This is a genomic window from Corynebacterium sp. LK14, from assembly GCF_008042215.1.
Classification (GTDB): Bacteria; Actinomycetota; Actinomycetes; order Mycobacteriales; family Mycobacteriaceae; genus Corynebacterium; species Corynebacterium striatum.
The window spans coordinates 85,746-99,956 of record NZ_NOVQ01000013.1; the positions used below are offsets into that span (position 1 = coordinate 85,746).

Below are 14,211 nucleotides of genomic sequence, written 5' to 3' on the forward strand. Positions count from 1 at the left end.
CTGCAACAATCGCGGATTTATGCGTCTCGAGCCGCCAAATACGCGTCATAAAGATCGCGATTAGTCACTTCGGTTCCAGCTGCTGCTTCTTTACAAGCGTCTTTTGCGCGCATGCCCGAGGAGACGAGTTCATGAACCCGCTCCACCAAATCCTCAACAGGTGCAGGCTCACTCGCACCGCCTTCAATTACGACTGTGATCTCTCCCCTTGCATTGTCCACTGCCCACTGGGCTAATTCCCCCAGCGTTCCTCGCTTGATTTCTTCGTATGTCTTGGTCAACTCCCGGCACACTGCAGCAGAACGCTGAGCGCCGAGGACGTCGGCTGCGTCAGAAAGCGTTTGGGCCAAACGGTGGGGAGACTCAAAGAATACGATGGCCCGCTCCTGCCCCTTGAGGGACTCCAGCCATGTCTTGCGAGGCCCCGCCTTGCGCGGTGCAAAGGCATCAAAGAGGAAGTGGCCAACCCCAAGGCCGGAAAGGGCCAACGCCGTCGGCACAGCTGAGGGTCCGGGGAAACATGTGACAGGCACGCCAGCCTCCACCGCGGCTGCAACAATCGAGTGCCCGGGGTCAGAAACCAGCGGCATTCCTGCATCAGAAACCACCAGCACGGTGCCGGAACGAGCGGCATCGACTAGCGCCTGTGCCCGCTGCGATTCATTATGGTCGAAGTTGGAAACCACTTTGCCCTGAATCTCGATACCTAAAGCGGACGCCAAGCTACGTACTCGGCGGGTATCCTCCGCCGCTACAACGTCTGCTTCAGCCAGTGCTTGCATGAGACGTGCAGAGGCATCCCCAATATTGCCCAATGGTGTGGCGGCGACAATAACTCCACGGGGCAGCGGTTCCAGGCGAAAATTGGTATTCATGGTTCCTAGCTTTCCATAACTTGGGGCACAGACTCCCCAGTTCGGGATCGCATATCCTAAACTCTTCCAAGTGACTATTGCTACCGCCTCGACTAAAGCCCATGGTAAACCGCTCGGCAAACACGCCATTACAGCGCCTCCTGCACCGATCGCCTACTCTTGGGGCAAACCAGATTGGATTAGCACGGCCGTAATCGGGGTATTGGCTCTCATCACGCGTTTTGTGGGCCTGACCGCTCCGGTAGCTAATGGCACCCCGGTCTTCGACGAGAAACACTACGTACCACAAGCATGGGATATGGTGCGCAGCTGGGACAATCTCTTTATCGGTGGCATCGAATCGAACCCAGGTTATGGCCTCGTGGTCCACCCTCCTCTAGCAAAACAGATCATTGCATTGTCGGAGATGGTTTTTGGATACTCGCCTTGGGGCTGGCGTACGATGACGGCTCTTTTCGGTGTAGCCACCGTCTTGTTGACCATGGCACTGGCACGCCGTGTTTCCGGTTCTTGGCAAATTGCAGCGATAGCTGGGTTTATCGCAGTATGCGACGGCGTATTGCTCGTTTCCTCCAAGTTCGGAATGCTGGATATTTTCCAGGTTTTCTTCGTCGTCGCAGCTGCGTGGGCTTTGGCGCGAGACCATAACCAAATGCGCCTGCGCCTCCATGAAGCTTTCACCTCCGGAAACATGGGTACCTCCAAATTTGGCCCGCGTTTTGGTTTCCGTTGGTGGCGCTTTACCGCAGGCATCTTCTTGGGTCTTTCATTGGGCGTAAAGTGGTCCGGCCTGTACTACATCATGTTCTTTGGATTGCTCTCTGTTTTCAGCGATCTTGCTTTGCGACGCCGCTACGGTGTGCGCCGCTACGTCCTTGGTACCTTGGTGCGTGACACCCCGGCAGCGCTCGCCTCGTTGGTTTTGGTCCCCGTCCTCATCTATGCATGGACTTGGCGTGCATGGTTTGCGTCCGAGACCTCCGTCTACCGTCATGCAAAGGTCGACGGCACTATTGAAGAAGGTTCGTGGCTGCTCAACTTGCCTGAACCAATCGCCGGTTGGTTCTACTACCACTCCTCTGTCTTGGAGTTCCACGCCTCGCTCACCAGCTCTGGCGGACACTCCCACCCTTGGGATTCCAAACCATGGGCATGGCTCGTTGCGGCTCGTCCGATTCTGTACTACTCCTCCACGGACCTGGAATGTGGCGACGGCGGTACATGCCGCAAGATGCTGTATCTCTTCGGTACGCCCGCTATTTGGTGGCTTGTCATTCCGGCAGTCTTCTGGGGCCTTTGGTCCCTACTGGTGCGCCGCAACCGCGCCTTCCTGATTCCACTGGTCGGTTTTGCTGCGGGCTTCCTTCCGTGGCTAGCTGCTTTCGACCGTCAGATGTACTTCTTCTATGCCACCGCATTCATCCCATTTGTCATCGTGCTCATTGCGCTGGCTTTAGGGCAGATGATCGGACACGGCAAACAATTGCAATGGCGCTGGCTCAAATCCTTGGCGGGCGGAGAAATCCGGACCGGCTCGTTCGTGGCGGTGTGCTACCTGGCGCTCGTGCTCGCGATGTTTATCTACTTCTCCCCAATCCTCTACGGCTACATCATCCCTGAGAACTGGTACCAATCCATGATGTGGCTCAACAATTGGACCTAGCAGTACTTCACGGCGAGTTAAGTATCCAACGCGAATAGCTTGTCCGCTTGTGGCGATGGAGTCTTAATCCGCGGCAACAGACTAGGAACAACACAAGAAGAAGGCGTGGTGTAGACCATGCCTTCTTCTTGGATCCTGCTGTACACAACCACGTTCATCGAGGCATCGTGCGCAGCGCTTGACGACGCCGCAGGCGCTCCCTTTGCGCGCTAGTGCGAGGGGGGACGGTGGGCTAATGCGGATCAGCTCCCAGCGAGCGCCAGAAGTCTCGTAGCACGTAACCCTTATCTGCTGCCCAAGCCCAGATCAAAGCCAGTGTGCTCAGGCCGGTAGCGAGGAGAATATAGACTTGGCTCATCACGGTCGTTCCTAGGGCAATGTCCCGCATGGTAAATCCGAAAAGGAACGCAAACATGGTAGCCACGACCGGCAGGGTCCCCGGGATCGAGGCTGGGCGCCAAGCCGCGAAGAGCAGACCGATTGCTAGGCCGAAACGTAGCGCTGCGCCTTCGATAAGCAAGCGGGCATGCTCTGGATCGGCGGAAGGCGAAAGCGTCCCTTCATCCCCTATTACAGCCAATCCCGAGGCACTCGCGACTACGACAATCGCCCATACAGCGAATACCAATCCGAGTGCGACAAGACCAACGCGGGCAACAGTCAACGCGGTTTGGCGCGCGCTCGATGCCCTATTCCATTCGGACTCAACACCCGCAATGATGACTTCGGAGAGGTCCTGCGGCGGTGCCATTCCTTCTGCCGATTCCACGAAGCTCAAAGAGCGAGACAGCGCGGCGGCCTTGTCACGAAATGCACGGCATTGGGCGCAACTCTCAACGTGGGTATCGACGACGTCGGCAGGCAACTGCGCCGGCTCCCCGTCAAGCTGCGCGGAAATCGCGGCTTGGACTTGCTCATGCGTCAACACGGCTCAACACCCCATCCAAGCTCGCGCGACCAGAACCGAAGACCACGACCATTAACAGGGAAACGATAAGTACCGCTGGGTACTCAAAGCCGCCGCCGGCCGCAAAAATTCCATTGCCAAGATGCACAAAGTAAAGCGCGCAAGCCATGAATAATGCCAGCGCACCGGCGACGAACGTGGTTAGAAGCCCCACCACCAGCAACGAGCCACCAACCATTTCGCCAATGGCGGCAATGTAGGCCGAAACATGTGGTTGTGGGATACCCATCGCAGAGAACTGACCTGTGGTTTCGTCCATCCCAGCGTAAAACATTTTGTCTACGCCGTGGGCTACGAAAACGAGACCTAGAACTGCGCGCAGAATAAGCAGCGCGGCATCGCGTACAGCAGGTCTATTCATGAGCATTACACTACCCTGGGACCCCCGGGTACTGGCGAATCAACCGCAGATTGGCAAGCAAAGGAACCTTTCAGCCACTCGCGCAGTCCAATAGATCATGACTTACAAATCAGATATTCACACCGATGAAAGCACAATCATTGATAGTAACGTGGCGCCCATGACCAACCCTTTTGCGCGCGATGAAGAAGCCACAGCCCAGTCACCCACCCAATTTATCGACTTTTCTGCGGCACCATCGATGCCCAATCCAGCCTCCGAACCAGGTAACACAACGGGCAAGACCGGCCTTGTGTTTGATTCTGAAGGAGTGGGGCGCCCACCATGGGCCACAACGTCTGCACTACTGCGCGAATATTACGACACGGAATGGGGAATGCCTGTCCGCGATGAAGCCGGACTATTTGAGCGTTTGACCCTAGAAGGCTTCCAGTCGGGTCTCTCTTGGGCCACGGTATTGCGTAAGCGAGATGACTTCCGCATCGCATTTGCAGGCTTTAATCCTGATGCTGTCGCAGCTTTTGGCCCAGCAGAAGTGGAGAGGTTGCTCAATAATCCCAAAATCATCCGCAACCGCCGCAAGATCGAGGCTGCCATCAACAACGCCAACGCCACCATCAAACTCCGCGAAAAGGGTGGCCTGAGTGAATTCATCTGGAGCTTCATGCCCGAGGAGAATCTCTATCCCCGGTTCATGGAAGACATCCCTAAAACTAGTGAAAAGGCCAAGGAACTTTCCAAGGCCTTAAAGAAGGAGGGTTTCACTTTTGTTGGACCTGTGACCTGCCACGCGCTGATGGAAGCAATCGGTATGTTCGATGCCCATCTCATCGGTTCCCACCGCCGCGGTACCTCCGGCGTGTGGGATGACGTGGTTTAACTAACTCACGCGGCGCGATGCCAAGTCGTCACGGCGCTGGCGATTGGTGGCGTGGGGTCCATCGAATCCGTCAAACTCGTCATCGTCAAAATGCACGGGCAGGTGGTCAAAATCCGGGCTGTCGTCATCAATTTCCAGCACTACAGCGCCCGGACGGCGCAAATTGCGGGGGATTGCTAAGGCTTCATCCTCAGCGTTACGCACACCCAAACGAGCGCGGCGCAGATGGTAGACACGGCGCTGCAGCAGAGCTTGTTCCTGACGCACCTGGGTCCGAAGCGCTACCAAGTAGACGATGCTAGACAGGCCCGCGAGGGCCGCAAAGGTCCAGGTCCAACCGCCGAAAACAATGCCTAAAGCAACGGTGAATACGACGGCGACTGCCAAACCAATCAACGTACGCTGACGACGCTGGTAACGGTTGGCAGAAGCAGCCTTTTCAGCTACTGGATCCCAGCCGCCGCGACCTAGTCGGCGCTGTGCAAAAGCAACCTCGTCTGCCGAGAGATCTGTGTCCTCAGCGAGTTCAGATTCCTGCTCTTCCTCCGCTTCAATAGCATGCGGGATTTGGCTTACCTGCTCAGCGCTGTCCACCGCACCTGGGTACATCAAGTCCACCGGGGAGGTGTAAGTGGAATCAATTTCGTAGGCATCCTCCGCTACGTCTGCTACGGCAGGTGCGCTGAAGACCTCTGCTTCCTCAGCTTGGACGTCCTCTGACACCTCTACGTCAGAGTCTTCTCCAGCCTTGGTTTCATCCTCGATGAGCAGGTCGTCCTCTTCCACGTCGTCGGCATCCTCAGCCGCTGCACCACCTTTGCTTCCGCTTTCGTGGTTGTCAGAATTTTGAGCTAGCTCAGATTGGTTCGAAGGCTCATCCTTAGTCTCTGCGGACCCAACGATCGTGACTTCGTTGTCATCCTCGACCAGCTCACCTTCGATCGTCTCAGGGGTGTGCTCAGCTTCCTCGCTAAGTGCGGACTGCGCAGCTTCAGCTTTGTCACCAAGCTGTGCACCTGGTTGACGCGGATGTGCCTTGGCCTTTGCGGCAGCCCCGGCGATGGTTACTGCTTCCGTTTCTTTGTCATCAACCACGGAGATGTCCGCAGCATCGATGACCTCGAAATCCTCATCGTCTGCCTCGCTCAAACGCACGTCGCGCTTGCCTAAGCGGGGACGGCGGCGGGCAGCAACATTTCCAGAATCGCCTTCGAACAAGACGCGGGTATCGTCAAAGGCCTCGCCAGTGTGGCTCATTGGGCGCTGCGATCGCAGCAACCACGGAGCCAAGACGAAGGCCCAGACCACAATGATGCCGATGATGGGCACAGCAATGGACACGGTAGAGGTGACCTTCCGTAGGGTGCAGAGTTTCCTCCCAACGTTAGCGCTTTTCACCACCAGTAGAGGTATCCAAACCAGTTAAATTACAATGTTGTGACTTGTGTGAAAACAGTGGCAAATTACACCCCACTAGGGCACTCAAACAACGCGTCCAGCTAAACGATGCGTCCAGCACTGCGCAGACGGTCGACCGCCGTGGTGGAGAAGTCTTCCCGATTCAAGGCCACAAAATGATGATCGCGCCATGCACCATTGATGTGCAGATTTCTCCGTAGATACCCTTCCTCACGAAAGCCGCACGCCTTCAGCACCTTCCCGGAGGCTGGATTATCCGGCAAGTACGTGGCTGTCACGCGATGCATTCCGACGCGCCGAAAAGCGTGATCCACGCCCAAGGCACACGCCGCAGTAGCAACACCCGCATGATGGACTGCCGAATGAACCCAGTATCCAATCCAGCACTCTCCAATACTCCCGTGCTGAATGTTCCCTAAAGTCACCTGTCCTACAAAATCCCCGTCTAGCTCAATAATCAGAGGCAACACGGAACCCGAGCGCGCAGATTCGCGTAAGAACATGAGATGGTTGCGCCATGCACTGTGCGAATGGGCATCGGCCCACGATGCTGGCATCGTCGGTTCGACTGGGCGCAAGTGTTCCTCATCGGCGATACGCTGAATGCGCCACGCTTCCCCGTCTTTGCGCATCAATGGACGCAGTCGCAGACGAGCGCCTTCCTCCAAGACAGCAGAGGGATGCAACTTCACGTATGGAGTGGACTCGGGCCACCCTGGGTGTTCAGGATCAGGCTGGCCGCTCGAGGGCCTGCGCAGCCGAGCCGCCGCAGTACCAAAAGGATCAAGCATGCTTAGCTTCGCTGCGTGAGGAACAAAACGTCGACCACATCACCAGGACGAATCTCCGTGGCTTCTTCCGGAATTCGGATCATCGCATTAGCTTCGGACAAACCAGCCAACAGGTGGGCAGGTGCACCAGACGCACCGCCCAAGCCCTCAACCAGGTAATCAGCGGTTTCTGCGTCGCGCATCAAGCGCGCACGAATAAACCCACGACGGCCCGGGCGGGACTCCATGTGATTGAGAGCTCGCGCCCGCACCACACGACGGTTTGCATTGCGTTTCCCCAGAGACAAACGAATCAATGGGCGCACAAACACTTCAAAGATGACGAGTGCTGAGACTGGATTCGAGGGCAGGAGGAACGTCGGGATACGCTCCTCGCCCAATAGGCCGAACCCCTGGACCGAACCGGGATGGATGGCCACACGAGAAGTATCAATATCTCCCAGTTCGTTGAGGACTTCACGCACAGTTTGGGAGCCGGCACCGCCGACGGCACCGGAAATCACGAGAACCTCACTGCGGCCAATATGGGTTTCCAGTGCCTCACGGATGCGGCGTGGCTCTCCCTCCGCAATTCCTACGCGGTGTACATCGGCGCCTGCCTCTTTCGCAGCAGCTGCCAAGGAATAAGAGTTAACGTCAAAGACTTGACCCAAGCCCGGCTCGCGGTCAATATCCACTAATTCCTTACCGAAAGACAAGATAGTTACGCGAGGTCGCGGATAAACCAAGACCTTTGAGCGCCCCACCGCAGCAAGGAGCCCAATCTGTGCTGGGCCAAGGATGGTTCCCGCCGAGACCGCAACGTCACCCGGCTGAATATCGTCGCCAACTCGACGTACGAAGTCACCAGAGCGAACTGGCCGGTGCGCGGTTACGCGTTTTCTTCCGCGGTCAGTCCATTCAAGGGGAAGAACGGCGTCGGCAAGCGTGGGCAATGGCGCGCCCGTATAGACCCGCACTGCTTGCTTAGGTTGCAGGCGCAGTGGCTGGCGAGAGCCCGCGGGGACCTCACCGACCACAGGAATAGAGCGCTCCACTTCTGCAGCGGACTCCTCTTCTTCCACGTCCTCCTCCGAGGAACGTCGTGCCCTCAGTGCGCGCTCGCCTCCAACGTCCACGGCACGCACTGCATAACCATCAATAGCCGCCTGAGGGAACCCGGGAAGCGGCTGATTAGCTTGCACTTCCTCGGCACACATCAACCCCAGTGAGTTTGCAATTGCAATACGCACTGGTTCCGGTGTCACCGCCGCATCAGTAATCAAAGCAAGCTGGTCATCTACCGAACGCATGGACTGCCGCCTTCCCTTCTTTGCCTACTGCCTTAGGCTAGTTGATACCCTTTTCCGCCTCATATTCGGCAATGATTTGCTTGATTGCCTTGTACAAAGCCGGGCCATACTTCTCATGGTGTAGGCCGAAGTCCACGTTGGCAGGAATGTATCCACCTGGGTTCCCCAGGTCATGGCGCTTACCGCGGTGAACAACAACGTGAACCGGGTGGCCTTCCTGGATGAGGAGCTCGATTGCATCGGTCAGCTGCAGCTCCCCACCCTTGCCTGGCTTAATTCGACGCAGGGCATCGAAGATCTTGCGGTCGAGAAGGTAGCGGCCAGTAGCTACCAGATTAGAGGGAGCATCCTCAGGTTCAGGTTTCTCCACCATTCCGACAACCTTCTTGACGCCGGGCACATTGGTGTCCTCAACGTCGAAGACTCCGTAGTTGTAAGTCTCTTCGCGGTCGACCTCAAATGCACACAGCACGGAGCCGCCGACGGCGGCGCGCACGCGTGCCATCTCTTCCATGACAGTTGCTGGAAGAACGATGTCATCAGGAAGCATGACTGCGAAGCATTCTTCGTCATCATCTAGCGCCGATTCAGCCAAGCCCACTGCATGGCCGAGTCCCAACGGCTTTTCCTGCGGTACAGAAATCGGATGAATTAGCTGGCCGGCACGCTGCACCTTTGCCACCTGCTCATCTTTACCGCGTGCGTCGAGCGTCTCCACCAACTCTGGGAAGGCATCGAAGTGACGCATCACTTCCTGCTTATTCGGGGCGGTAATCACCGCAAGACGCTGAGCACCAACCGCCGCCGCTTCTTCCGCGATGAGCTCGATGCCTGGTGTGTCCACTACGGGGAGCAATTCTTTCGGGACAGTCTTGGTCGCTGGCAAAAAGCGAGTGCCCAGGCCCGCAGCCGGCACTACAACTGTCTTGATCCCATGAAGGGAGCCCTCGTTGTTATTAGCCATAAGTTTGAGCTTACAGGCAGAGCATTTTCTTTCGTGCAGCGATACACCAGCAATTACTATTTGCTCTATGAGTGAGATAGCTACACAAAAAGACGCCCTTCGCGCAGAGCTGCTCGCTATGCGCCGTGCCCGTACTCCCGAGGAAAAAGCTGATGCCGACGCCGCATGGTGCCATGGTGCTGCCGCCTTGCTCACCCCCTCGATGAACATCGCGGCATACAACCCTTTGGGTTCTGAGCCCGGCGGCAACGCATTTGTGGAAACCCTCGCGGCGGCGTGCAAACACCTTTACCTGCCCATTTCTGGCGACGACGGGCACCTTTATTGGGCGCTTTATTCCGGCCCAGAGTCCATGCAGCCTGGCGCCTTAGGCATTGCCGAACCAAAAGGCAAGCGTTCCACCAGTTCCATCCTCGCTGGCGTTGACCTCATATTTGCCCCTGCAATGGCCGTGGATACTGAAGGCTACCGCCTAGGAAAAGGAGCCGGGTACTATGATCGAGCGCTTACTCCCCTCCCCACTGGCCGCCCGCCCGTCATAGCGGTCGTTCACTCCTCGGAGATCCGCAAGCTCCCCCGCGAAGACCATGACCGCCCAGTCGATGGCATTCTCACCGAACGGGATTTCCAGTGGCTATAGCTTCTTAACTTCTTGTTTTCTTAGCTTCTTACCCCTGCCTCACCTAGGCTTATTCCTGCCACGTTTGGAGCGCAGTTTGGGCGATTGGGAACCTCCAGGGCTTCAGCGGAGTCTAAAACCGTATGGAAGCCAAAACGATCCTTCGCCCAATTCGTATCCCTGGGCATCGACGATCACTGCTCGTTCGTCGCGTACTCGCTGCCGTCCTCATTATCGGCGCGGGCCTCAGCGCCCTTAATGCTCGTCGCGAGCTTCCGCAGGCGGTAGTCTTTGCCCGAGACGTGCCGGCAGGCAGCGCCCTACAAGCAGAGGACCTCACGTTAGCTCCAGTGCCATCCCACATCCTGCCCGATTCTGCGGTTGACACGGACCTCGAAAAGTTGGAGGGCAGAGTAGTCGTTGCAGCGGCTGCAAGCGGCGAACTCGTCACCGACGCCAGGCTGCTGAGCCCAGAGCTTGTAGACAACTTAGTGAACAATTCCACGCTAAATACTTCCGGAGAGGAATCCCACATGATTCCGCTCAAACTCGCAGAACCGGATATCCTTCCGCATCTCCATCATGGAGACACAGTAAACGTCATCGCCGGAAACTCCAATTCCGAATTAACCGGCACCACATCCCCCGCTGGAAGCATCATCGCCGCTGGTGGTCGGGTTGTTGCCACCACTAGCTCACGCGATGGCGAGGATGCCTCTACCCTTTTACTCGCACTCCCAGCCAGCCAGGCTGACGCAGTTGCTTCCGCCTCACTGAGCCAACCTCTCACGGTAGTCATCGTTGGGCAGCGTGCCACTGGATGAAAAAGCCACAGCGCTCACAAATAGATGTTGGCATATCCACTAAAAATCACTAAGGTTAGTCCGCACTAGCCCCGCTGATAATAAACACAAACACTTGGCTCAGGAACTTCCACAGTGTCTTACAGGGGCGGGGCCACAAAGTGTTTTTAGGAAAGGAACACCAACACATGCTGAAGGGCTTTAAAGACTTCATCCTCCGCGGCAACGTCATCGAGCTGGCTGTCGCAGTCATCATCGGTAGCGCATTCACCGCTATCGTTACCGCTGTAACCGACAGCCTTATCCAGCCGTTGATCAACTCCTTCGGTTCTGCAGACTACTCCGGTCTTGGTTTCCAGATCACCGACAACGAGTCCACCTTCATGGACTTCGGTGCAGTCCTCACCGCGGCAATCAACTTCCTCATCATCGCCGCTGTTGTTTACTTCTTGATCGTTATGCCAATCAACAAGATCACTGAAGCAGCAAAGCGCCGCCAGGGCGTTGACCCAGAAGAGCCGGCTCCGACCACAGAGCAGCTGCTTACCGAGATTCGCGACCTCATGGAGGCGCAAAAGGCTGCAACTTCCCCGAACTCCGTAGCTGGCGACACCACCGTTGACCCAGACTCCACTGGCCGTCACCAGGCTTAATTCCGCGAGGAATTAATTGGCACTGTGGTTTCTTTTAAACCACCAAGGGGCTCCGCACCTTCCGTCATGGGAGGACGCGGAGCCCCTTTTTCATCTTCTTCTTTGAACGTGCTCTCGGGTCTTAATCTTGCCTTGTCCTTGTAGACCTGTCCGTCAAGGATTGAGCGTTTAACCCAAGGAGTCGGCTTGGAGACTTCACCTATTCCCCATAGTGCGGAGGAATCTGTTCACGATAGAACTGCTCATTGTGTGACTGTTCAGCCGGCTGTTCCTCGTCCAGAGTTACCTCGCGTGTGGCGTCCGAGCCGCGCTCATCCCCAGTTTCATCAAACGCGGAGACAAAGTCCGGACGATCTGCTGTGCGGTCATAGTCGCTCTCAGCACGGCGAACCACGCGGCGACGCTTGCCGGGTTGGACCATCTTAATCAGCTCCTCGCTGCTTATTGAACGCTATATTTCTGCAGCTGATCAATAAGGTGGTGGACCAACGGCGCAAGAGTAGCCATGCCGTCACGTACTGCCGCGCGAGAGGACGCAAGGTTCACGATGACCGTGGACCCCGAAACGCCGGAGATACCACGAGAGGTACACGCGTCTACAGCGCCACAAGCTTGGCCAGAGGAACGAAGCGCCTGAGCGATTCCAGGAACCATTTGGTCGAGCACCGAACGCGTAGCCTCAGGGGTCTTGTCACGTGGCCCAACGCCTGTGCCGCCAATCGTAAGGACCAAATCGACGCCACCTACAACGGCTGTCTCTATAACCTGCCGAATCTTGGACTTCTTCGAGCGGACAATGATTGAGCCATCAACCTGAAACTCAGCTTCCGCCAGCAACTCCCCGACCAAACGCGAGGTTTCCTCAGCGTGCCGCTCAGGATGATCAGTAACAATCACGACCAGTGCGCGGCGAGGAGCATTGAGGCCTTGCTCTTGCTCGCTCGCGAAGAGGAATGCATCATCTGGCTCAGCGACGTCCAAAAGCGCTCCAGTGGATTCCGGGACTTCAATGGCGCCAGTGTTGGTCTCGATATCAGCATCGTGTGCCAAAGTTGCTCCTTAAATAGGGCCGATATATCAAGGCGTCTTCTTGGAATACGTCTGAAATATGTTCTGTAGTTGTTAGATAACTTACTCCCCTGACAGGGTTACCTCTACCTGTCGGGAATCTTTGCCGTCTTCGCCGCTGACCTCAAGAGTGACCTTGGCGCCAAAGGCCTGCGAACGAGCTGCCGCGATGAGGGAATCCGAGTTATCGATTAGGCGATCATTGACACGGGTCACAAGATCACCCGCTTTCAGCCCCGCCTTCTCAGCTGGGCTATCTGGCTCGACTTCCACGATGCGAGCACCGTTACCACTGTCTCGCGCATCGACCTTCACACCCAGCGTTGGGTGCTTTACAGAACCGTTGTTGATAAGTTGCTCAGCCATGCGCTTGGCAAAGTTCGACGGGATAGCGAACCCCAAGCCAATAGATCCAGCCTCACTCGAGCCAGAATTGGACAAGGAGGCAATCATGGAATTCATTCCCACCAAATTGCCATTAATGTCCACGAGTGGGCCACCGGAGTTGCCGGGGTTGACCGCAGCGTCAGTTTGGATGGCGTCGACAAGCGAGCTCTCCCCGCCCCCTTGGGAGGCGCGAACCGGACGGTTCTTCGCGGAAACAATGCCGGAGGTCACCGTTGCGTTAAGACCCAGCGGGGAACCCACGGCCACGACTTCCTGGCCCACAGCCACGGCATCGGAGTCCCCGAACTCAAGGTATGGAAGACCTGAGACATCAGCGATTTTAACGATTGCTACGTCCGTATTGGCGTCCGAGGCAACAACTTCTGCGGCGTGCTTGCTGCCGTCATTCATCGTGACGCGCAGCTGGCCGCCGTTTTCAGCCCCAGCCACAACGTGGTGGTTGGTCAACACGTAGCCGTCAGGGGAGATGATCGAACCCGATCCCTCTGCGGCACCGCTTTGCCCATAGGCCTCAATCGAGACAACAGCTGGAAGAACCTTAGCGGCTACCGCCTCGACCGAGCCCTTTGCGGGCTCCTCGCCGGTGCTGTTTGCCACTGGCGCATTTTTGAGGACCTCGTTCACAGTGCTGGTGTCATTTTTATTGCTTCCACCCAGCGCAATGCCAGTAATGCTGCCAACGGCAACGGCGCCAGCGAGCATCAACGCCATCGCGGTACCGAGCCCCACCTTTTTCTTCTCCTTCGGTGGGCGTTGCTCGCCAATCAGAGTCACACCGTTGTCAGTCTCCCCCGCCGACATGCCTTGGTTGTAGAATCCTTGAGCTGGACTCTGTGCTTGGTTTGTGCCCGGGTTTCCAAATCCGCTGCGGTACGGCGATGCTCCTCGACCTTGGTTTCCATACATCTGACTGCCATTGCCTTGGCTGCCTTGCGGAGCCTGCGCGGTATTCCAGGCAGTGCCGCCACCAGCACCATTGGCTGCACTCCCGCCTTGCGACTGCATGCCTGATGGGTGATTGCTCGGCGGGTGATTGTTCGGAGACGGGCTACCACCTTGCTGATTGCGCGGCTGGTTCCATCCAGCCGAATTAGAAAAGTAGTCATTGCCCAGCTGTTCGCCGCGCTGCCCCTGGCCCTCAGGCTCATTCATGTTCGAGTTCCTCATGTTCATATCCAGAATTGTGCCGTACCGTGCTGGAGTACATCTGTATCAACTCTGTAAGGCTACTAAGAATTCCTGAAAGAATCCTGCATATCGTGACCTGCACGGCTGGGCCGAAATGCATGCAAAAGCCATCCAGAATATTAGCCCTGATTGAACCACCGTTCAGCGAAGATGGTGCCGCGATCCGAAGGTGAAGATTCCTCCTGCGCGAAGTCAGGCTCAGACAAGCTGTCAACAAAGGGGTCCCCCTCTCCTCGGTAGCCCGGAAGAGTTACCTCCAT

General features: G+C 56.7%; 15 protein-coding genes. 5 read left to right on the plus strand and 10 right to left on the minus strand.

What is annotated here, in order from left to right:
- Nucleotides 1-17: 17 nt before the first annotated feature.
- Nucleotides 18-875 (minus strand): 16S rRNA (cytidine(1402)-2'-O)-methyltransferase, encoded by an 858-nt coding sequence (gene rsmI / locus CHU71_RS08950; RefSeq protein WP_005530121.1) that lies wholly within the window; start codon nt 873-875, stop codon nt 18-20.
- 76 nt (nt 876-951) lie between these two features.
- Between rsmI and CHU71_RS08955 the strand changes: the two genes are divergently transcribed.
- Entirely contained in the window at nt 952-2,538 is a 1,587-nt protein-coding gene (locus CHU71_RS08955; RefSeq protein WP_187272059.1) for a dolichyl-phosphate-mannose--protein mannosyltransferase, read from the plus strand.
- A 232-nt stretch (nt 2,539-2,770) separates the two neighbouring features.
- Here the strand turns inward: CHU71_RS08955 and CHU71_RS08960 are convergent, their stop codons facing one another.
- Nucleotides 2,771-3,466, minus strand: a complete 696-nt coding sequence (locus tag CHU71_RS08960) for a zf-HC2 domain-containing protein (RefSeq protein ID WP_070420000.1) — start codon at nt 3,464-3,466, stop codon at nt 2,771-2,773.
- Nucleotides 3,453-3,866 carry a DoxX family protein gene (locus tag CHU71_RS08965; protein ID WP_070420052.1) on the minus strand — a complete coding sequence of 138 codons (414 nt, stop codon included), beginning with the start codon at nt 3,864-3,866 and terminating at the stop codon, nt 3,453-3,455. Before CHU71_RS08965 ends, CHU71_RS08960 begins: the two co-directional genes overlap by 14 nt.
- A gap of 241 nt (nt 3,867-4,107) precedes the next feature.
- On the opposite strand from CHU71_RS08965, the gene CHU71_RS08970 reads away from it, so the two are divergent.
- Entirely contained in the window at nt 4,108-4,746 is a 639-nt protein-coding gene (locus CHU71_RS08970; protein WP_070420053.1) for a DNA-3-methyladenine glycosylase I, read from the plus strand.
- Here the strand turns inward: CHU71_RS08970 and glpR are convergent, their stop codons facing one another.
- The 4 genes from glpR to CHU71_RS08990 form a co-directional block, all read right to left on the minus strand.
- Nucleotides 4,747-6,087, minus strand: coding sequence for a gephyrin-like molybdotransferase receptor GlpR (gene glpR, locus CHU71_RS08975; RefSeq protein ID WP_147760851.1), 1,341 nt, complete (start codon nt 6,085-6,087; stop codon nt 4,747-4,749).
- Between the two features lie 158 nt (nt 6,088-6,245).
- Nucleotides 6,246-6,956: a GNAT family N-acetyltransferase gene (locus CHU71_RS08980; protein WP_070420002.1), complete on the minus strand. Its 711-nt coding sequence runs from the start codon at nt 6,954-6,956 to the stop codon at nt 6,246-6,248.
- Nucleotides 6,957-6,958: 2 nt separating this feature from the next.
- Nucleotides 6,959-8,248 (minus strand): gephyrin-like molybdotransferase Glp, encoded by a 1,290-nt coding sequence (glp, locus tag CHU71_RS08985; RefSeq protein WP_046646362.1) that lies wholly within the window; start codon nt 8,246-8,248, stop codon nt 6,959-6,961.
- A gap of 37 nt (nt 8,249-8,285) precedes the next feature.
- The gene (locus CHU71_RS08990) at nt 8,286-9,212 is read right to left on the minus strand and encodes a UTP--glucose-1-phosphate uridylyltransferase (protein WP_147760852.1); all 927 of its coding nucleotides are present in this window, start codon (nt 9,210-9,212) and stop codon (nt 8,286-8,288) included.
- 67 nt (nt 9,213-9,279) lie between these two features.
- Here CHU71_RS08990 and CHU71_RS08995 point away from each other — a divergent pair, with 67 nt between their 5' ends.
- The 3 genes from CHU71_RS08995 to mscL all read left to right on the plus strand — a co-directional run bounded on the left by CHU71_RS08995 (nt 9,280) and on the right by mscL (nt 11,287).
- Entirely contained in the window at nt 9,280-9,852 is a 573-nt protein-coding gene (locus CHU71_RS08995; protein ID WP_147760853.1) for a 5-formyltetrahydrofolate cyclo-ligase, read from the plus strand.
- 122 nt (nt 9,853-9,974) lie between these two features.
- The gene (locus CHU71_RS09000; protein ID WP_147760854.1) at nt 9,975-10,655 is read left to right on the plus strand and encodes an SAF domain-containing protein; all 681 of its coding nucleotides are present in this window, start codon (nt 9,975-9,977) and stop codon (nt 10,653-10,655) included.
- A gap of 167 nt (nt 10,656-10,822) precedes the next feature.
- Entirely contained in the window at nt 10,823-11,287 is a 465-nt protein-coding gene (gene mscL, locus CHU71_RS09005; protein WP_147760855.1) for a large-conductance mechanosensitive channel protein MscL, read from the plus strand.
- 199 nt (nt 11,288-11,486) lie between these two features.
- Here mscL and CHU71_RS09010 read toward each other — a convergent pair whose 3' ends face one another.
- From CHU71_RS09010 to CHU71_RS09020, 3 genes are all read right to left on the minus strand, one after another.
- Nucleotides 11,487-11,708 carry a hypothetical protein gene (locus tag CHU71_RS09010; RefSeq protein WP_046646357.1) on the minus strand — a complete coding sequence of 74 codons (222 nt, stop codon included), beginning with the start codon at nt 11,706-11,708 and terminating at the stop codon, nt 11,487-11,489.
- Between the two features lie 20 nt (nt 11,709-11,728).
- Nucleotides 11,729-12,319 carry a molybdenum cofactor biosynthesis protein B gene (locus tag CHU71_RS09015; RefSeq protein WP_046646401.1) on the minus strand — a complete coding sequence of 197 codons (591 nt, stop codon included), beginning with the start codon at nt 12,317-12,319 and terminating at the stop codon, nt 11,729-11,731.
- Nucleotides 12,320-12,418: 99 nt separating this feature from the next.
- Nucleotides 12,419-13,915 (minus strand): S1C family serine protease, encoded by a 1,497-nt coding sequence (locus CHU71_RS09020; protein ID WP_255456425.1) that lies wholly within the window; start codon nt 13,913-13,915, stop codon nt 12,419-12,421.
- Nucleotides 13,916-14,211: the final 296 nt, after the last annotated feature.